The 17150-nt window shown below is 66.0% G+C and carries 19 protein-coding genes; 9 read left to right on the top strand and 10 right to left on the bottom strand.

Annotation, left to right across the window (positions count from 1 at the left end; genetic code table 11):
- The first annotated feature begins 174 nt into the window (after window positions 1–174).
- The gene (locus ACFYOW_RS41715; protein ID WP_387296259.1) at window positions 175–738 is read left to right on the top strand and encodes a TetR/AcrR family transcriptional regulator; all 564 of its coding nucleotides are present in this window, start codon (window positions 175–177) and stop codon (window positions 736–738) included.
- Here the strand turns inward: ACFYOW_RS41715 and ACFYOW_RS41710 are convergent.
- From ACFYOW_RS41710 to ACFYOW_RS41700, 3 genes are all read right to left on the bottom strand, one after another.
- Window positions 726–1883 carry a permease gene (locus tag ACFYOW_RS41710; protein WP_387296258.1) on the bottom strand — a complete coding sequence of 386 codons (1158 nt, stop codon included), beginning with the start codon at window positions 1881–1883 and terminating at the stop codon, window positions 726–728. The genes ACFYOW_RS41715 and ACFYOW_RS41710 overlap by 13 nt on opposite strands.
- Before the next feature lie 32 nt (window positions 1884–1915).
- Entirely contained in the window at window positions 1916–3040 is a 1125-nt protein-coding gene (locus ACFYOW_RS41705) for a metallophosphoesterase (protein WP_387296256.1), read from the bottom strand.
- A gap of 118 nt (window positions 3041–3158) precedes the next feature.
- Complete coding sequence (locus ACFYOW_RS41700) at window positions 3159–4079, bottom strand: esterase/lipase family protein (RefSeq protein ID WP_387296254.1); 921 nt, start codon at window positions 4077–4079, stop codon at window positions 3159–3161.
- A gap of 181 nt (window positions 4080–4260) precedes the next feature.
- Between ACFYOW_RS41700 and ACFYOW_RS41695 the strand changes: the two genes are divergently transcribed.
- Both ACFYOW_RS41695 and ACFYOW_RS41690 read left to right on the top strand, forming a co-directional pair.
- Window positions 4261–5484, top strand: coding sequence for a hypothetical protein (locus tag ACFYOW_RS41695; protein WP_387296252.1), 1224 nt, complete (start codon window positions 4261–4263; stop codon window positions 5482–5484).
- Window positions 5485–5598: 114 nt separating this feature from the next.
- A complete protein-coding gene (locus tag ACFYOW_RS41690; RefSeq protein WP_387296250.1) occupies window positions 5599–7620 on the top strand; it encodes an ArnT family glycosyltransferase in 2022 nt (673 codons plus the stop codon).
- Here ACFYOW_RS41690 and ACFYOW_RS41685 read toward each other — a convergent pair.
- Window positions 7593–8183 (bottom strand): carboxymuconolactone decarboxylase family protein, encoded by a 591-nt coding sequence (locus tag ACFYOW_RS41685; RefSeq protein ID WP_387296248.1) that lies wholly within the window; start codon window positions 8181–8183, stop codon window positions 7593–7595. The two genes, ACFYOW_RS41690 and ACFYOW_RS41685, sit on opposite strands and share 28 nt — an antisense overlap.
- 59 nt (window positions 8184–8242) lie before the next feature.
- Here ACFYOW_RS41685 and ACFYOW_RS41680 point away from each other — a divergent pair, with 59 nt between their 5' ends.
- From ACFYOW_RS41680 to ACFYOW_RS41670, 3 genes are all read left to right on the top strand, one after another.
- Window positions 8243–8593 (top strand): winged helix-turn-helix transcriptional regulator, encoded by a 351-nt coding sequence (locus ACFYOW_RS41680; RefSeq protein WP_387296246.1) that lies wholly within the window; start codon window positions 8243–8245, stop codon window positions 8591–8593.
- A gap of 41 nt (window positions 8594–8634) precedes the next feature.
- Window positions 8635–9207 (top strand): TetR/AcrR family transcriptional regulator, encoded by a 573-nt coding sequence (locus ACFYOW_RS41675; protein WP_387296244.1) that lies wholly within the window; start codon window positions 8635–8637, stop codon window positions 9205–9207.
- Between the two features lie 95 nt (window positions 9208–9302).
- Entirely contained in the window at window positions 9303–10343 is a 1041-nt protein-coding gene (locus ACFYOW_RS41670) for a medium chain dehydrogenase/reductase family protein (RefSeq protein WP_387296242.1), read from the top strand.
- A gap of 8 nt (window positions 10344–10351) precedes the next feature.
- Here the strand turns inward: ACFYOW_RS41670 and ACFYOW_RS41665 are convergent, their stop codons facing one another.
- Together ACFYOW_RS41665 and ACFYOW_RS41660 are read right to left on the bottom strand one after the other, a co-directional pair.
- The gene (locus tag ACFYOW_RS41665) at window positions 10352–10795 is read right to left on the bottom strand and encodes a hypothetical protein (protein WP_387296240.1); all 444 of its coding nucleotides are present in this window, start codon (window positions 10793–10795) and stop codon (window positions 10352–10354) included.
- 9 nt (window positions 10796–10804) lie between these two features.
- Window positions 10805–11461 carry a DJ-1/PfpI family protein gene (locus ACFYOW_RS41660; RefSeq protein ID WP_387296238.1) on the bottom strand — a complete coding sequence of 219 codons (657 nt, stop codon included), beginning with the start codon at window positions 11459–11461 and terminating at the stop codon, window positions 10805–10807.
- Window positions 11462–11638: 177 nt separating this feature from the next.
- Between ACFYOW_RS41660 and ACFYOW_RS41655 the strand changes: the two genes are divergently transcribed.
- Together ACFYOW_RS41655 and ACFYOW_RS41650 are read left to right on the top strand one after the other, a co-directional pair.
- Window positions 11639–12583 (top strand): GlxA family transcriptional regulator, encoded by a 945-nt coding sequence (locus ACFYOW_RS41655; protein ID WP_387296287.1) that lies wholly within the window; start codon window positions 11639–11641, stop codon window positions 12581–12583.
- A gap of 132 nt (window positions 12584–12715) precedes the next feature.
- Window positions 12716–13048 carry a hypothetical protein gene (locus ACFYOW_RS41650; protein WP_387296236.1) on the top strand — a complete coding sequence of 111 codons (333 nt, stop codon included), beginning with the start codon at window positions 12716–12718 and terminating at the stop codon, window positions 13046–13048.
- Between the two features lie 197 nt (window positions 13049–13245).
- Here the strand turns inward: ACFYOW_RS41650 and ACFYOW_RS41645 are convergent, their stop codons facing one another.
- From ACFYOW_RS41645 to ACFYOW_RS41630, 4 genes are all read right to left on the bottom strand, one after another.
- Window positions 13246–13788: a hypothetical protein gene (locus ACFYOW_RS41645; protein WP_387296234.1), complete on the bottom strand. Its 543-nt coding sequence runs from the start codon at window positions 13786–13788 to the stop codon at window positions 13246–13248.
- Between the two features lie 219 nt (window positions 13789–14007).
- Window positions 14008–14658 (bottom strand): DUF305 domain-containing protein, encoded by a 651-nt coding sequence (locus tag ACFYOW_RS41640; protein ID WP_387296232.1) that lies wholly within the window; start codon window positions 14656–14658, stop codon window positions 14008–14010.
- Between the two features lie 82 nt (window positions 14659–14740).
- Window positions 14741–15145 (bottom strand): DUF6153 family protein, encoded by a 405-nt coding sequence (locus tag ACFYOW_RS41635; protein ID WP_387296230.1) that lies wholly within the window; start codon window positions 15143–15145, stop codon window positions 14741–14743.
- A gap of 64 nt (window positions 15146–15209) precedes the next feature.
- On the bottom strand, window positions 15210–15788 hold the full coding sequence (locus tag ACFYOW_RS41630) for a hypothetical protein (RefSeq protein WP_387296228.1): 579 nt from the start codon (window positions 15786–15788) through the stop codon (window positions 15210–15212).
- 128 nt (window positions 15789–15916) lie between these two features.
- Here ACFYOW_RS41630 and ACFYOW_RS41625 point away from each other — a divergent pair, with 128 nt between their 5' ends.
- Window positions 15917–17065 carry a methyltransferase gene (locus tag ACFYOW_RS41625; protein WP_387296226.1) on the top strand — a complete coding sequence of 383 codons (1149 nt, stop codon included), beginning with the start codon at window positions 15917–15919 and terminating at the stop codon, window positions 17063–17065.
- Window positions 17066–17150 lie beyond the last annotated feature (85 nt).

Raw genomic sequence — 17150 nt, 5'->3', positions numbered from 1 at the left:
CCTCCAGCCCAGCCGTCCACGCAGCCAGATCCTCATCAACCAGCACGAAACCCCATGCTACCCAACAACATCACGAAGTGATGCTGGAGTACTAGGCGAGTCGGTCCTGCATACCGGGCACATCGGTGGCCTGGAGTCCGCCGAAGGCGATCCGTGAGTGCCTAAACTGGCCCGATGGCAAAACGGGGTCCCTACGGCAAGGGCATAGAACGACGGGAGCAGATCCTCGATGCCGCGCTGCGCACGATTGCCGAGCGCGGGTACTCGGCCACCTCGATCGCCGAGCTGGCCGATGCGGTCGGGCTGAGCCAGGGCGGGCTGCTGCACTACTTCTGCTCGAAGGAGGAGCTGTTCATCGCCGTACTGCGCAAGCGCGACGAATCCGACGCCTCCGCATTACACGGCTCCGCACCCGAGGCATTCATCGAGGTGATCCGCCGCAATACCGAGGTCCCCGGCCTGATCGAACTGTTCACCCACATGCAGGCCGCCGCCTCCGACCCGACCCATCCTGCCCACGACTACATGCGGCAGCGTTATCGCCTCGGCATCCAAGCCTTCTCCCACGCGCTGCGCGAAATGCAAACAGCAGGCACCCTCCCCGCCGACATCGACACCGACAGCGCCGCAACCATGTTCTTCGCCCTCGCGGACGGTCTACAGGCCCGCTGGCTGATCGACCCGACCATCGAAATGGCAGCTCACCTCGAACATGCCTGGCGCCGCTACGTCAGGTGATCGTGCTCGGTGTCGGGGGAGCCGCCCATCATGCGCAGCATCGGGATTCCGCCGGTGCGTACGAAGATCGTGACCAAGGCGGCGGCGAGGACGAGGAAGACGATATTGAGCCAGGTGGTGTAGTTCCACCGGATTCCTTCCGCCATCACCATGGCGTTGCGCTCGGTCGGGATGAGATTTGTGGTGCCGAAGAGGATTTCGACGACATACCCCGCGCCGACCATGGCGGTGTAGAAAGTGCCGAGCAGGATGAGGGTCATGCGGGTGCCGTAGTACTTGCGGTAGATATTGAGGATCGGAAGGATCAGCAGGTCGGCGTAGATGAAGGCGATCACGCCGCCGAAGCTGATGCCGCCGTTCCACAGCACCGCGGCCAGCGGGACATTGCCGATCGAGCAGACGAAGGACCCGATCGCCACCAGCGGCCCGACGATCGGTCCCCAAATGGCAGACAGCAGTGGATGATCGGTGAGGAAGAAGTTCTGCCAGAACGTCTCCGGCACCCACGCGCCGATCGCGCCAGCGATCAGCAGACCGATGACGAGATCGCGCAGAATCGCGGCCCATTCCATCACGAACACATGGGAGACCGCGGTAAGCCCCGGCCGCGACAGCAGCCTTCGTATGAAGGAGCCTTCGGTGGCGACCGCCATATCCATGGCGGCATGGCCTTCCATCGATCCGGCGAGTCCACGGTCGGCTTGGCGACGGGCCTCCTCGACGAGCTTGGACCGCACGAACAATCGGAAAAGCACCGCGAGCAGCACGATCATAATGGGCCCGCCGACGAATTCGGCCGCGGTGAACTGCCAGCCCATCAGCAGCGCCAGGATGACGCCGAGTTCGATGACGAGATTGGTCGATCCGATTTCGAACGCCATCGCGGCGGTGAAATTCGCCCCCTTTCGGAACAGCGAACGAGCCAGCGCCACGGCTGCATACGAGCACGACGAGGAGGCCGCGCCGAGCCCCGCGGCAATGGCGAGGGTGCGCGGCCGATCATCGCCCATCAGCCGCAGAATGGTCGACTTGCGCACCACCGCCTGCACGACGGCCGACAGCGCGAAGCCGAGAATAAGAGCCCAGAGGATCTCCCAGGTCATCGACCCGGCCAGGGATAGAGCGTGCCAGATAGCGTCCACCACGCGAAGCTATACCCCTACAGGGCGACTCGCATTCAGGCGCTGCGCAAGACGAGGACGGTGATTTCGCTGGGCGCGAAGACCCGGAATTGCGGACCCCAGAACCCGGTGCCACGGCTGGTGTAGAGCTGGGTGTGCTCGCCGTGGCGGCTGAGACCGGCGACCACGGGTTGTTCGAGGCGGACCAGATAGTGGAACGGCCAGATCTGGCCGCCGTGGGTGTGACCGGAGATCTGCAGCGCCACCCCGGCCGCGGCGGCCTCGATGACCTGCCTGGGTTGATGGGCCAGCAGGACGACCGGTGCGTCCGGGTCCGCGCCCGCGAGGGCGGCCGGGAGGTCGGGCCCGTGTCCGGGCAGGCCGACGCCGGTGGGGTCGTCGATGCCAGCAAGCACCAGCCGGTCACCGCTGCGGGTGATCGTCTCGTGTTGGTTGTGCAGCGGCTGCCAGCCGATCGAGGTCATATGCTCGATCCAGCCCGCCGCGTCGCCGAAGTATTCGTGATTGCCGGTGATGTAGAACCTGCCCAGCGGAGCCTCGATCTTGCCGAGCGGATCGACCTGCGGATGCCGCTTCTCGACCGAGCCGTCAGCGAGATCGCCTGCGTGGCAAGCGATATCGGGCTGCTGGGCGTTCACCACATCGACGACCTTTTCCGACCAGCGCAACCGGTCCAAAGCGGCGTAGTGGGTATCGGTGATGACCACCATGCGCAGCCCGTCGAGCGCCGGTCCGAGTCCGCGGATCGCGACATCCAGAGTGCGCACCCGAGGTACCCGGCGCGCCTCGATCACACCCCAGACCGACAGCGCGGCCGCGACCACGAATACCCCGGCGGCGACGATCCTGGATCGCGCCGGATCATCCACCCCGCTCACGGCCAAGCCGAGCCCGACCACATTGCCGATCACCGACCAGCTGAAGACCACCCACATCAGCCCGAGCAGGGTGTCGCCGACGATGGACGCCGCATCGTACTGCTTCGGACCATGACCGAGAAACATCGCCGCGGGCAGGCAAACGAAACCGGCAAGGAATACCGCCGAGCCGAGCCAGAACAGCGCCCCGTCGGTCGTGGCGCCGATCAGTGTCCACCACGGGACCAGAAACAGCAGGGCGGGAATCGCCAGAAACAGGACGATACGCGGCACGTATTTCACGAAAGTTCATTCCTCGCGGGGGACGGTGCGGCGCACGGTCCCACCACCGGAGCACCATGGGCGTTATCGACGATAACAGCGTTGACGCCAGTGCGTCGGCGCCTGTGATCCGCGCAGGTCAGCCCTGGCAGGTGGGACCGCTGTACGCCGGATCGAGGGCTTTCTGCACGACGTAGCCGACGGTGGGGGATTCCGGCAGCGCGCCATGGTCGAATTCGTCGTCCGGGCACAGGTCCTGCACCCAGACATTGTCGACCGTTGCCCCGATTCCGGCTATGAGAAAGGTGGTCTCGGGCGGGGTGACGACCCGATCGAGACGGCTGGCGATAACCGTGTACTTGACTCCCGGCTCGGTATCGCCCCCCGCATTGAGGCTGCGCAGGAATTCACTATCGATCAGCTGTTGTGCCGCGGCCGTGCCCAGGTATCTCGCGATCAGGCCGAGGATCGGCGCCTGCGCACTTCCGGTCGGCAGCAGAAAGCCGAGCCCTTCGGCGGTGGTGCCGTGGTTGGTCGCCGCGATGGTGACCAGATGGTCCACCTTGTTATCCGCCGGATTCTGCTGATTCGCACCGCCGTCGAACCGCATGAATTGCCGAACCAGCGGACCGCCCTGGGAATGCGCGACGATATCCACCTTCGGTGTACCGGTGGCCGCCCGCACCTCGTCGACGAATCGCGCGATTTCCCTGGCCGAGTTGCGCATATCCGCGGTGCCGTAGACCCCCGGTTGTGCACCTCGCATACTGGAGATCGCGCGCCCGTAACTCAGCGAGAATACGCAGTAGCCCTGCGCTTTCAGCTGCGGTGCGAGCACATCCCACGAGTTCTGATTCCCCCAGGTGCCGTGAACCAGGACAACGGGTTGTGGATGCGCCGTCGACGGGCGGCAGGTCCAATCATTCGCACCGGCCGGCGGCACGCTGCCGTCCGGACGTGCCTCGTCGGCGTGCGCCGGTGTGCACACGCCGAACAGGGTGCCGATGAGTACCGCGGGCACGATAATCGGTAGGAGAAGACGCGAACTTTTCGCAAACACCGCAAACGCTCCTTCGCTCACAAATCGGGACCTGCAAACGAAACACGCCATCGGCTCGGTGATCAGGGCCGAAACTGCTGACAATCGCCTGGTTAATAACATGGCAGCGAATGCGGAGCAAATATGCTCGGTCGCCTGGCGAGTCGCGGAGATACGAGTCGGCGGTGTCACGATGGTCCGTGTGGTCGTTCGAGAGGAACCCGAATTCATGCGCAGCACACCGCGTTCGGTAATCGCACTGCTCGCCGCGGCACTGCTCGTAACCCCTGCCTGCGGGTCCGATAATGCACCGGCGGTCGTACGCGGCGAAGTTGTCAGCACCACGCCGGTCACGCAGCTGTCGGCGGAACAGACAACGACCTATCTGGCCAGCGCGAATATCGGCACCCCCGCGCGCAATGGCGTAGACGCCTATCGCGTCGTCTACCGAACCGTCACTCCGGAGGGCGCTCCGACCACGGCGAGCGGCCTTGTCGTGCTGCCGCGCACCGAGTCTCGACGGCTGCGCGTCGTCACCTATGAGCACGGCACGCTGGTGCTGAAAAGCGATGCGCCCTCGGTGAACGACACGCGTGCCGATCGGTCCCGCACCATCATGTTCGCCGCGGCGGGCTATGCGGCCGTCGCGCCGGACTACCTCGGCCTCGGCGAAGGCCCGGGCGCGCATCCCTATACCCATGCGCCCTCGGAGGTCAGCGCCTCGGTCGATCTGCTGCGCGCCGCCCGCACCATGGCCGCCGGACAGCAGCACGACCTCGACCCCGATGTCCTGGTCACCGGTTTCTCCCAGGGCGGCCAGGCCGCGACGGCACTGGGCAAAGCGCTACAGGGCGGCGACGCCCCCGGCTTCGGGCTGGCCGCCCTGGCGCCGATCAGCGGCCCCTACGACGTGCAGCACGTCGAGACGCCCGGCGCCATCGAGGGCCGGGTCCTCCCGGCGGTCGCGGTCTTCTATCTCGCCTACTGGATCACCGCGATGAACCGGATCTACCACCTCTACGACCGGCCTGCCGACGCCTTCCAGGAACCGATTGCCGATCGCATCGAACAACTCTTCGACGGACAGCAGAACGAGATCACCATCGGCACCGCCCTACCCGTGCGTCCCGAACTCTTGCTGACGCCGAAGTTCCTTGCCCTGGCGCAAGATCCGACCGGAACCGCGCGCGAAGCGGTGGCCGCCAGCGACGGCACCTGCGACTGGACCCCGCGCGTTCCGGTCCACCTATACGCCGCCACCGGCGATCGAAATGTGCTCTACACCAATGCCGAACACTGTCTGCAAGCCATGCGCACCGACCGGGCCACCCTCACCGATCTCGGCGATATCGACCACTCCGCCACCGCGCGCGTCGCGCTCCCGCAAATCCTCGACTGGTTCCGACGCGAAGTTCCGGCCACCTGAACAGTTGCCGTACCCACGGCCTAAATCCCATGGTCGCAGGGTGGGGGGCAGGCTCACAGCGGACTGACAGGAAACGCAAAGGGGGTCCACCGGGACGGCTGTGATACTCCCCAGGTGACAGTGACCAGTGCCCCGGCGTCCCTGCCCGAAACGACCCCACCCGATACGACGCCGCCCCATACGACCCCGCCCGCACCCGCGACAGCGTTGCCGCCGATCAGACGATGGGAGCGCATCGGGCTGGCGGTGCTGCTGATCGCGACGGCGGTGGCCTATCTGTGGAATATCACCGTCAATGCCATGGGTAACAGCTTCTATGCCGCGGCGGCCTGGTCGGGCTCGCGGGACTGGAAGGCGCTGCTGTTCGGCTCGCTGGATCCCGGGAACTTCATCACGGTCGACAAGCCGCCGGTATCGCAGTGGGTAATGGGACTTTCCGGTCAGCTGTTCGGTTTCAGCAGTGCGAGCATGCTGATACCGCAGGCACTCATGGCCGTCGCGACGGTCGCGCTGATGTATGGCGCGGTGACCAGGGCGGCGCAGAGTCGCGGCGCGGGACTGCTCGCCGGCGCCGTCTTCGCGGTGACACCGGTGGTGGCGTTGATGTTCCGGTTCAACAATCCCGATGCGGTGATGGTCCTGCTGATGACGGCGGGTGCGTACTGCACGATCCGAGCGCTGCGGCAGGCGAGTGTGCGGTGGCTGATGCTGGCCGGTGTCGCGCTCGGCTTCGCATTCCTGGCGAAGATGCTCGAGGGATTGATGGTTTTGCCCGCATTGGGCATCGCCTATCTGATCGTCGCGCCGACCGGACTGCGCACGCGGCTGTGGCATCTGCTGGCCGCGGCGGGCGCGCTGGTGCTGTCCTCCGGCTGGTACGTGGTGCTGACCATCCTGTGGCCGGAATCCTCGCGGCCGTATCTAGCCGGATCCACGAATAACACCTTCATGGATCTGGTGCTCGGCTACAACGGCTTCGCCCGTTTCCTCGGCCGCAACCACAAGGGCGGCAACCGCTTCGAGCTGCCACCGGGCTACGAAATGCCGCACAATGCCGGAGGCGGGCAGGGCTTCGGCGGGTTCGGTTCGGGTCCGGACCGGCTGTTCACCGGCGAAATCGCCTACGAGATCTCCTGGTTGCTGCCCGCGGCGATTCTCGCCTTCGTCTTGGTACTGGCATCCCGGTGGCGCGCACCACGCACCGATCTGGTTCGTGGCGCGGCATTGACCTTCGGCCTGTGGCTGATAATCGACGGTATCGCCTTCTCGACCATGAAGGGCGGCATGCACGCCTACTACACCTTGGCGATCGGGCCCGCCGTGGCGGGAATGTTCGCACTCGGTGTGCACGAAATGTGGCGTCGCCGCGCCGACGCATTCGGCCGAATCGGCTCCGCCGCACTCATTCTCACTGCTGGTGTCTGGGCATTTGTTGTCCTGCAGCGGAATTCGGATTGGCAGCCGTGGCTGCGCTGGACGATCATCGTGCTCTCGGTGCTCGCGGCGGTCGGTCTGCTCGTCGCATCGCTTCCGGCGGCCGGGCGACGTCGCATGCGGGACGGGGTGACCTCCGTGCTGGTTATCGCGGGCGTCATCGCCGGTCTGGGTGGTTCGACGGCATACGCGGTGACGACGCTGCCGCAGTCGCATACCGGCGGCGGCCCGACGGTCGGTCCGGCCAAGGCGCGCAAGCCCGATTCCCAACAGCAATCCCAGGTGGGCCGGATCATGGGCGGCAACTTCACGGAGCCGCAAGTCGTGAGCATGCTTAGTGACACGACCACGCGCTGGTCGGCGGCCGTGGACCGCTCCTCGACCGCGGCCACCCTCGAATTGGCCAGCCGCACAGCGGTTATCGCGATCGGCGGCTTCACCTCCGAGGATCCGGTGCCCACCCTTGATCAGTTCCAGGAAATGGTCCGCACCCACCAGGTCCGCTATTACCTGGCACAGGAAGTGCAACTGCCCGATTCGTGGCGCGTGCGCAACCAGGGTGATGCCGCGACACCGGCCCCGGAAGACGAGCCGTGGCGACCCATCGGCCACAAGGACATCGGCGACTGGGTTGCCGCGCACTACCAGGCGGTCCACATCGGCAATGTCGCGGTCTACGACCTGGCCTCGGCACCGAACTGAGGGGCGCCCGCCGGAAACCGCCGCGCCCAGGGTTCCAATTCGATTCGGGCACTGTTGATTACGGTGCTGAGTAAGCGATACCAACCCGCGATGATGATCAGCTCCAGGATCTGGTCGTCGTCATAGCGCTCGGCGAGTCGGGTCCAGACAGCATCGGAGATATCTCCGGTGTCATGCAAATCGTCGGCCAGCCGAACCAGCACGCTGTCCGCAGCGGTCCAGGCCGGATCATCGGCCGGACCGCTTGCGGCGGCGTCGATTTGGGCGGTGGTCAGGCCTACGGCAGGACCCTGGACCACCGCGTGCACGCCCCATTCGTACTCGGCGCCGGCCCGAGCGCAGGTGCGATGGATGACGATCTCGCGGTCGCGCGGCGGCACTCGGCCGTGGCCGAGTATTCCGGCGCCGAGTGGCCGCATTCGCGAGAAGAGTTCGTCGTGTACGGCTAGCGTGCGGAACAGTGCCAGCGGCTCGAATGCGGCTTCAGGTGGCATCCACTTCTTCAATTGCGCATCGATCTCGGGTGCGTAGGGCGGGCGCAGTGGGGCGATTCGGGTGGTCATCGGTGAAACCTCGCTAGACTTGTCGTCATGCTTCGAAAAACAGAGCAAGGACGATGCCGATGGTAGCTTCGGAATCCGAAGCAAGCAAGGCGCCGCTGGTCGGCAAACCCGTGCGCGGATCGCGCACGGGCCGCCCGATCATGGCGCTGCTGGATCTGCTCGGACGGCGCTGGACGTTGCGGGTGCTGTGGGAATTGCGGGACGGCGCGAGCGTCACCTTCCGTGAATTGCAGAGTCTGACCGGCGGTGTGTCGGCCAGCGTCCTGAACGATCGGCTGCGTGAATTGCGTGAGGTGAACATTGTGGAGACCGATTCGAAGGGGTACCGCCTCACCGCCGATGGCCTCGATCTGGTCGAAGCCCTTGGGCCACTTCAGGTTTGGGTTCGGCGCTGGTCCGACGACGCGTGAGGGTTGACAGCGGCGGGAAGAGTGAGTGTATAGTCACTCACATGAGCAGGCGCGGTGTTGTCCTTTCTACGTCGGAGATCCGGCGCGAGGCGGTGGTCGATGCCGCGATCGCCGAATTCGCGCAGACCGGATATCACGGGACGCCCATCAATACCGTTGCGGCGCGGGCGAATATCTCGCCCGCCTACGTATTCAAGTTGTTTCCCGGCAAGATCGCGCTGTTCATCGCGGCGCTGGACCGATGCTACGAGCTGGTGGAGCGAGCGCTGTCCGCGGGCGCCGCGCGGGTCGATAGTGCCGAACCCGATGCCATCCTGCACGAAATGGGTGCGGCGTATGCGGAGTTGATCGCCGATCGAAACCTGTTGCTGCTGCAAGTGCATGCGCAATCGGCGGTCGATATTCCGGAGGTCGCTGAGGCGGTGCGCCGTGGGCTCGAGCGCGTGGCGACCTTCGCGAAGACGCGCTCCGGTGCCGATGATGCGGCGGTGCAGCGCTTCATTGCCTACGGCCAACTCTGTCATCTCATCACCACGCTCGGGCTCGACGATCTCGATGCCGATTGGGCGCGAATGCTGAGTGCCGGTATTCGGCATGTCGATCCGACGACGTGAGGGGTAGTTGTTCAACGACCGTTGCCCCTTCGGGGGCACTCTTTTTAACCATAGAGTGACTGTTCGATCACTCACTCCGAATCGAAAGGTAAACCATGAACACCCAGGCAACCCAGATTCTGCTGCCCGGACCGGTCGACCCGACGGGCTTGCAGGTCACCCAGCGTGAACTGCCCGCACCGGCCAAGGGTGAGGCCATGATCGCCGTCGAGGCCAGTGGCGTCTCCTTCGCCGAACAACAGATGCGCCGCGCGAAGTACTACGACCAGCCGCCCTTCCCGTTCGTGCCCGGCTATGACCTGGTCGGCACGGTGACCGCGATCGGCCCCGGGGTCGATCCTGCACTGCTCGGACGGCGCGTCGCCGCACTGACCAAGATCGGCGGTTGGTCGAGTCATATCGTGCTGGCCGCCGCGGATCTGGTTCCGGTGCCCGATGGCCTGGATCCCGCCGCGGCCGAGACCTTCGTCGTGAACGGCATTACCGCATGGCAGATGCTCCATCGCATCGCCAAGGTTCGCGCAGGTCAGACCATTCTGGTGTACGGCGCCAACGGCGGCGTCGGCTCGACGCTGGTGCAGCTGGCCCGTCACGCCGGTATCCAGGTAATCGGCACGGCGTCCGCACGGCATGCCGAGGCCGTAGCGGCGCTGGGCGCGGAGGCGGTCGACTACCGCGGCGATGTGGCGGCGCAGGTTCGAGCGCTTGCGCCGGGCGGGGTCGACGCCGTCTTCGATCATGTCGGCGGCCCCGGGATCGTCGACTCGTTCCGCCTGCTCGCACCGCACGGCACGCTGGTCTCCTACGGCACCGCATCCACCAAAGACGATCCGGGCAACTCGCGCCTCCCGGTGCTCGCGCTGGTGGGCCGGTTGATTTGGTGGAACCTACTGCCCAACAAGCGGAATGCGCACTTCTTCAACATCTGGGCGGGTCTGCGCAATCGCACCCGGTTCCGCGCCGAGATCGCGGCGGATCTCGGCGCGGTATTCGAGTTGGCCGCGGCGGGTAGCTTGCGTGCGCAGGTGGCCGCTCGTATTCCGCTGACCGAGGCCGCCCGCGCGATGGAGCTCGCCGAATCCGGCACCGTCACCGGCAAAGTCGTCCTCGTACCCGGAAACCCGCTGCCGCACTGAATCTTTGGTCACGCCCCGGTCGTCGAGCCGGGGCGGACGATCATCAGGACGGTGACCACCGCCCACAGGAGGTTGAAGATGCCGGTGAGCATGGCCAATTGGGCGGTGGCGGGGATGGTCTGCGGCAAGGCGGCGAGGATACGGGACTGGTCGGGCAGGATCGCCAGCGCGAGGATTCCGGCGGCCACACCGGTCAGGGCGATGGATACGGTGAGCCAAGTATCGGTGAGGACACCAAGGCCGGCGGCGGTGGCCAGCCCGAACACCGGAACCGCGAGGCCGATGGTGGCGTAGACACGGCAGATGCGGTGCAGGTTGCGTGCGATGGCCAAGCGATGTGGGTCGGTCTGGGCCTGGCGGACGGTGGCGGGGAACATACTGGCCGCCACCGTTACCGGGCCGATGGCGATAATGGCCGCCAGAACATGCAGGGAGAGTAGAAGTTTCGTCACGGGCGGCGCTCAGCTGGCGGGGGCGTGGCCCGAGTTGCGCCAGACCGTGCCACGGCGCTCGTGGGCGATGAGTTTCTCCACCGCATTCGCGATGCGCGGACCCAGTTCGCGTTCCACCAAATACAGGCCGAGGTCGAGGCCGGAGGTGACGCTGGCGCCGGAGATCAGGTCGCCGTCGTCGACTACGCGGGCATCGATGGCATTGACGCCGGTTGCGGTGAGGGTGTCCATTGCGAGGCGATGCGTTGTCGCGGAACGTCCTTTGATCAGGCCCGCCATTGCGAGGAGCAGGGAGCCGCCGCATACCGTGGCCACGGTCGTATCCGTGCGCTCGACTGCTTCTCGCAGGAGGGCGGGCAGATCGGTACCCAGGCTGCGGGCGAGGATCACCGGAATGGTATCCGGCCGTTGATCATTCGGCCCATCGGGCAGCTTGCCGGCCGCGCCGGGGACCACGACGAGATCCGCGCGATCCGGATCCAGTCGGGCGGTGGCTTCGAGTGAGATCGCGGGGATGCCGCTCGGCACCTGGCGCGCGCCCTCGGCGGAGACCAATTCGATCCTCGATTCGCCGTCGGTGAGCAGACGTCCGGAATCGAGCACCTCGAACGGCGCGATGACATCAAGCGGATCGAATCCGTCGAATAATACGAACTGCGCGAGCACCGTGTCAGCTCCTTCATCTTGTCGGTGCTGCCGACGGTAATGATCGCCGAGCGGTGCGGGAACTGGCGGAATTGCCATATGCCAACGGATTCTCGCCAGCCGTCTGATCTGCAAGGATCGGAAATGCTGCAGGTCACACCCATTGGCTGGAATCTCGCGATCACCTACGGTAGCGGCATGCATACCGTGGCCGTCCTCGCGCTGGACCAGGTGCTGCCCTTCGACCTCTCCACGCCGATCGAATCCTTCACCCGCAGCCGCCTACCCGACGGCCGCCCCGCCTACCGGGTTCGCGTCTGCGCGGCCACGCCGACCGTCGAAACCGAACTGTTCACCATCAAGGCGCGCTGGGGGCTGGAGGCACTGGCCGAGGCCGACACGATCGTGCTTCCCGGCTGCGCGGACCCCACCGTTGCGGTCCCGGACGACGTCATCGAGGCACTGCGCGCGGCGGCAGCCGATGGCACTCGCATCGCCTCGATCTGCGTCGGCGCCTTCATCCTCGCCGCCACCGGTCTGCTCGACGGGCTGCGCGCCACCACGCACTGGCTCGCCGCCCCGACCCTCGCCGCCCGCTACCCGGCCATCGATGTCGACCCCGATGTGCTCTACGTCGACAACGGACAATTCCTCACCTCCGCCGGTGCCGCCGCCGGAATCGACCTGTGCCTGCACATGATTCGGCGCGATCACGGTTCGGCGGTGGCCGCCGACGCCGCCCGCCTCGCGGTCATGCCATTGGAACGCGAAGGGGGACAGTCGCAATTCATCGTGCACGACCAGCCGCCGACGCCGCAGGGTGCGTCGATAGAACCGTTGCTGCGCTGGCTGGAGGAGCACGCCGCGAGCGCGCTCACCCTGGAAGATGTTGCGGCCCAGGCGGGTATGAGTCCACGCACCCTCAACCGCCGCTTCCGCGAACAGACCGGCACCACCCCGCTGCAGTGGCTGCACCGCGCCCGCATCCGCCAGGCCCAATACCTGCTCGAAGCCACCGACCATCCGGTCGACCGCATCGCCACCCAGGTCGGCTTCGGTTCGCCCACCGCCTTCCGCGACCGTTTCAAACGGGTGGTCGGCACCAGCCCGCACACCTACCGCACCGCCTTCCAGAGTCGCTGACTCATGAGGTTGCCATCCGTCTGCTCATGCCGTCTGCTAGCCCACCTGCCTGTTTCGGATCGTCACATCGGGGGCACCTAATAGGCATCAGGCATAAGCACCCAGCCTGACAGCGAAATGTGAGGTACCACCATGACAGCGGAAGGGCCGTGGGAGATTCCCCCGCTCGACGACGCTCCGGATATCGCCCGCGCGACCGAGCCGCAGCCGGGAATTACCTTGGCGGACGCCAGAAATTGGCCCGGGTTCGTCCTGCTGATCATCGGCGGACTCGTCGCCATCGTCGCCGCGGTGATCGGTGCGGTCGGCTTTCCGGGCACCGCGTTCATCTTCGCGCTCGTCGCCATCGCCGCCTCGCTGGCCGGCATCGCCCTCGTGCTCTTCGAGCGGCGCGGCCGCCGTCCACAGTCGCGCACCCCGGAGCAGCCCGCCACCCGGCGGCCGACCGTCCCGCCCGGCGCTTGATTCATCCCCGGCATAGTTCCTTCGCAACCATCGCCGCCGTCGGCATCTTGCTGCTCGCACCGAGACCGTGAGGAGTTCGCATGACCGGCATCGACCTGCACGTACACGGCCGGGCCGCCGGTGCTGCTCGTGCACGGCGGGATCCTCGGTGGACGCGAGAGGCTCAACCGTGTCGCGGGAACGCGAATTAGACTGCGTCAGTAGGCTTTACAGGCGTCTTCGGCGACATTCTTGGTGGCGTTGAACTTATCGATCGCGGCATTGAGGGTATCGGTCGGCGCGCGCCGGTCGAGGGTATCGGCCAGGGCGTTGGTGTCGTCGCGGTAGCTGCGCAGCGGGCCGGCGACGGCCAACGGCACGTCGGAGGTCACCTTCGAGTCGATGGTCCGGGCGTTATTACGCAGCGTGGTGACGGCGTCATTGGCCTTGGCGTTGGTCTCCGGATCGTTGACGCCCTTGTTGTTGCTCGCGTCGATGTAGTCGTTGAAGCTGTGGATCGAGCTGGTGTTCGCGCTGGTAAAGGTGTCGCAGGCGGTGCCGGCCGCACGTTGGGCCGCCGCCGCGCGGGAGGAGGATGCGGCCACCGACGACGCCGTGACCTCGGAGGCGTATGCGGCCAGTTCGGTCTGGTCGACCTGCGCGCTGCCGTTGATCTGCTTCGAGCACGCGCCGATGGTCAGGACACCCACCGCGGTCGCTGCCGCCGCGGCGACGAGGCCCGTCCGCTCTAGTCGTCGCATGTCGGTTCCCCTCTTCCCCTCCGAACATCCGGCCGCTGGAGGCGCGTAGGAAGCCGGACGTAAAGACCGTACTTGTTCGCGACCGTCGACGTCAGCCGACCGAACCGATATCGATGACCAACCGATATCGAACGGCCGAAAACGCACTGGTCAGGAACCGCATGGGTCAGTGCGGAGCACACCGGAACGCGAGGCTCCCGGTGTGCTCCGCGACCGGTGTCAGTGCTGGCCGAGCAGCCCGCGCATGGTGCCGATTTCGGCCTGCTGGGCGGCGACGATGGTGGTGGCGAGAGCCTTCGCATCCGGATTGACGCCGCCGGCGAGTTCGGTGTTCGCCATCGTGATCGCGCCTGCGTGATGCTCGATCATCAGCTCCAGCCACTGCCGGTCGAAGTCGGCGCCGGAAGCCGCCGCCAGCGCGTTCATCTGCTCGTTCGACATCATGCCCGGCATTGTCGTGCCGGGCATGTTCATGGTGGTCGTCATCTCCATGTTGTGCCCGCCATGGCCGGAGCTGGTGGGCGCGGGCTTACCGAAGCTCGCCAGCAATGTGGTGATCTGCTCCATCTCCGGTGACTGTGCCTTCTCGATATCCGCGGCGAGCGCACGCACCTGCTCGTTCTGGGTGCGGCTCGGCACCAGCCGCGCCATCTCGACCGCCTGCGCGTGGTGCGGGTACATCATCTGCAGGAAGGTCACGTCCGCGTCGTTGAAATCGCTTCGGGCAGCGGGCTTTCCGGAGCTCGCCGACGCGGAGCCGTGATCCATACCCGGCATGGAGTCGTCATTGCCACAACCTCCGGCGAAAAGCGCTGCGGCGGTGGTCGTTGCGGCAATGGCGACGGTGATTCGACTACGGGTGCTGAACATGTCTGTGCTCCTGAGGAATTGCGAATGAACGGTTTTCGGGCAGGTTGCAGCCGCGTCCGTGGTACGGGCGCGGTGGGGTCTGTCAGATCCGCAGAATCGACAATTCGGCCAGGGACAGCACGGTCCACGGTGGTGCGCGTTCGCGTATCGGCCGCCACTGGCGCGGTTCCGACATACCGTCACCCGGTCGATCGAGGGTGATCCAGTAGAGCAGGACGAGCATCAGGGCGACCGCGACGGCGGTCAGGATGAAAACGCAGGCGTGCATGGCGCCGTGTGCGTGGCCGCAACCGTCATCGGTGCAGTCCGGTTCGGCGGCAGCGTTGTGGTCGACGGGCAGCGCCATGGTCGCCATCGTGTGGTGGTCATGGGCTGGAGCGACCGCGAAAACTCCGGCGTGCATGGCGACAATGCCTGCGAGCAGCACCAATACGCCGAGCACCCGGACGAGTCCGGTGGTGCGCGAAGGCGGTTGCGGTTCGACCACAGCGTCATTCTAGAGAGCGCCCGAGCGTCGCCCGCTGATACCCCCTGGTCGTATCGGGCACCGGCTAGGTATTCGCGATATCGATGACCAGCCGAGCGGGATTGGTCAGGGTGCTGACCTCGAAGGCCGGGCGATCGGTATTCACCCCGATGAATGATTGGGTGGTGCCCTCGAAGACCCCGCTCCGGTACACCCCCGCGACTACCGGCGCACTGGGATCGGTGGCCGGATCGGGACCCGAATACGGCGTCACGCCATTGTCGAACGGATACGCCGACCCGGTGATCTGCACCTCCAGAATCGAGCGGCCCGCGACATCGACGACCTTGCCGCTGGCGTCCTGGATGGCCTGCCCGGTGTATTGCACGATCCAGCCGGGTGTGCCCGCACCGCCGAGTTCGTAGACCACGCGATCGAAGCCCGCATGGTGCCCGATCCGGATGCCGGACACGGTCAGGCCCGCGTCGGTGGACGGAGTCCCGCGCTTGGGCCCCGCATCGCGCGGTGCGGTGTCGGGCGCATCGGTGAATGTGCCGGTCGTGGTCGGCGCGGTGGTCGTGGTGTTCGAGCTGGACCCGCCGTCGCCGCAGCCGACGAGCACCGCCGCCGCGGCGGCGACCAACAGCACCATCCTGTTACGCATGTGGCTGATGGTATTGGCCGCGGTTCGTGACGTCGGGGATTTGCGATGACCGGGGGTTCGGCACCGGAGTGTCGCCGACATGCCGGGGTGGACGCGATCCATCGGCAACGATCTAGCACACTTGAGGTGTGGGAGATGTCGAGGACGTACTTGGCCGGCTGCGGCGGTACCCGGATGTGGAGGCGCTCAACCTCTACGCCGTTGATGCCGCCGACCGGCTGATTCTCGACGTCGCCGCCGAGGCCATAGATGCCGCTGGCAGCGGCCGGATCGCTGTGATCGGCGACGCCTACGGCGCGCTCACCCTCGGCGCGATCGCCGGACACGATCTGCGCGACATCCGTGTCCATCAGGACCTGCTCACCGGTGAACTCGCGTTGGCCAACAATGCCCGCGCGCTCGGTCTCGCGGATCGCTATACCGCACACCCGCTTTCCAAAGAATTGCTCGCCGACGCCGAGGTCGTGCTGCTGCGACTACCCCGCATGCTCGCCGGACTGACCGAGGTCGCCGACGCCATCGCCCGCTACGCGGATCCCGAGGTGACCGTAATCGCGGGCGGGCGCGACAAATATCTGACCAAGTCCATGAACGATGTACTGGCCGAATCGTTCTCGCAGGTGCGCGCGAGCCGGGGTCGCCAGAAGTCCCGCACGCTATTGGTGAGCGGGCCGAAACCTGTTGCCGCGCCGCCGTTTCCGGTGCGCGAGCGGATCGACGATATCGATATCGACGTGGTCGCGCACGGCGCGGCGTTCTCCGGCGCCAAATTGGATATCGGAACCCGATTCCTGTTGCAGCACTTCAAATGGATGAAGCCTGATGCCCGCGATGCCATCGATCTCGGTTGCGGCACGGGCATTCTGGCCGTCGTGCTGGCCAAGGCGCGGCCCGGCATCCGGGTGGTCGGCACCGATCAGTCGGCCGCCGCGGTGGCGTCGGCGCGGGCGACCGCGGTGGTCAACGAGGTCGCCGATCGGGTGACCGTGGTACGCGACGACGCCATGTCCTGCGCCGCCGACAACAGCGCCGATCTGGTGCTGTGCAATCCGCCGTTCCATGTCGGCGCCGCCGTGCACACCGGATCGGCGATCAAGATGTTCGCCGAAACCGGTCGGGTGCTGCGTCCCGGCGGCGAACTGTGGACGGTTTACAACTCACATCTGAACTATCGCGGCGTGGTCCAGCGGATGGTCGGCCAGACCGAGGTGATCGGCCGCAATCGGAAATTCACGGTGACGCGATCCGTGCGTGGACTGCGCGACGTTCAGCGGTAGTAGAGTCCGAATTGTCCGTACCGAAGGGTCGCTCGGGAACTCGGCCGGGTCGATACACGTTGGACAACCTAGTTGGATATCGAGC

This window comes from Nocardia sp. NPDC006982 (genome assembly GCF_042869435.1).
In the GTDB taxonomy this organism is placed as follows: Bacteria; Actinomycetota; Actinomycetes; order Mycobacteriales; family Mycobacteriaceae; genus Nocardia.
Note: the sequence above shows the minus strand (reverse complement) of the source record. Positions and strands in the feature narration are given on the sequence as shown.

What these genes read in the sequence shown, in the direction of transcription:
- ACFYOW_RS41685 (WP_387296248.1), bottom strand. Translation starts at nt 8,183, where the DNA reads ATGACCACCCGAATCGCCCCACTGCGCCCGCCCTACGCACCCGAGATC.
- ACFYOW_RS41675 (WP_387296244.1), top strand. Translation starts at nt 8,635, where the DNA reads ATGAGCAGGCGCGGTGTTGTCCTTTCTACGTCGGAGATCCGGCGCGAG.
- ACFYOW_RS41645 (WP_387296234.1), bottom strand. Translation starts at nt 13,788, where the DNA reads ATGCGACGACTAGAGCGGACGGGCCTCGTCGCCGCGGCGGCAGCGACC.
- ACFYOW_RS41655 (WP_387296287.1), top strand. Translation starts at nt 11,639, where the DNA reads ATGCATACCGTGGCCGTCCTCGCGCTGGACCAGGTGCTGCCCTTCGAC.
- ACFYOW_RS41630 (WP_387296228.1), bottom strand. Translation starts at nt 15,788, where the DNA reads ATGCGTAACAGGATGGTGCTGTTGGTCGCCGCCGCGGCGGCGGTGCTC.
- ACFYOW_RS41650 (WP_387296236.1), top strand. Translation starts at nt 12,716, where the DNA reads ATGACAGCGGAAGGGCCGTGGGAGATTCCCCCGCTCGACGACGCTCCG.
- ACFYOW_RS41715 (WP_387296259.1), top strand. Translation starts at nt 175, where the DNA reads ATGGCAAAACGGGGTCCCTACGGCAAGGGCATAGAACGACGGGAGCAG.
- ACFYOW_RS41640 (WP_387296232.1), bottom strand. Translation starts at nt 14,658, where the DNA reads ATGTTCAGCACCCGTAGTCGAATCACCGTCGCCATTGCCGCAACGACC.
- ACFYOW_RS41680 (WP_387296246.1), top strand. Translation starts at nt 8,243, where the DNA reads ATGGTAGCTTCGGAATCCGAAGCAAGCAAGGCGCCGCTGGTCGGCAAA.
- ACFYOW_RS41670 (WP_387296242.1), top strand. Translation starts at nt 9,303, where the DNA reads ATGAACACCCAGGCAACCCAGATTCTGCTGCCCGGACCGGTCGACCCG.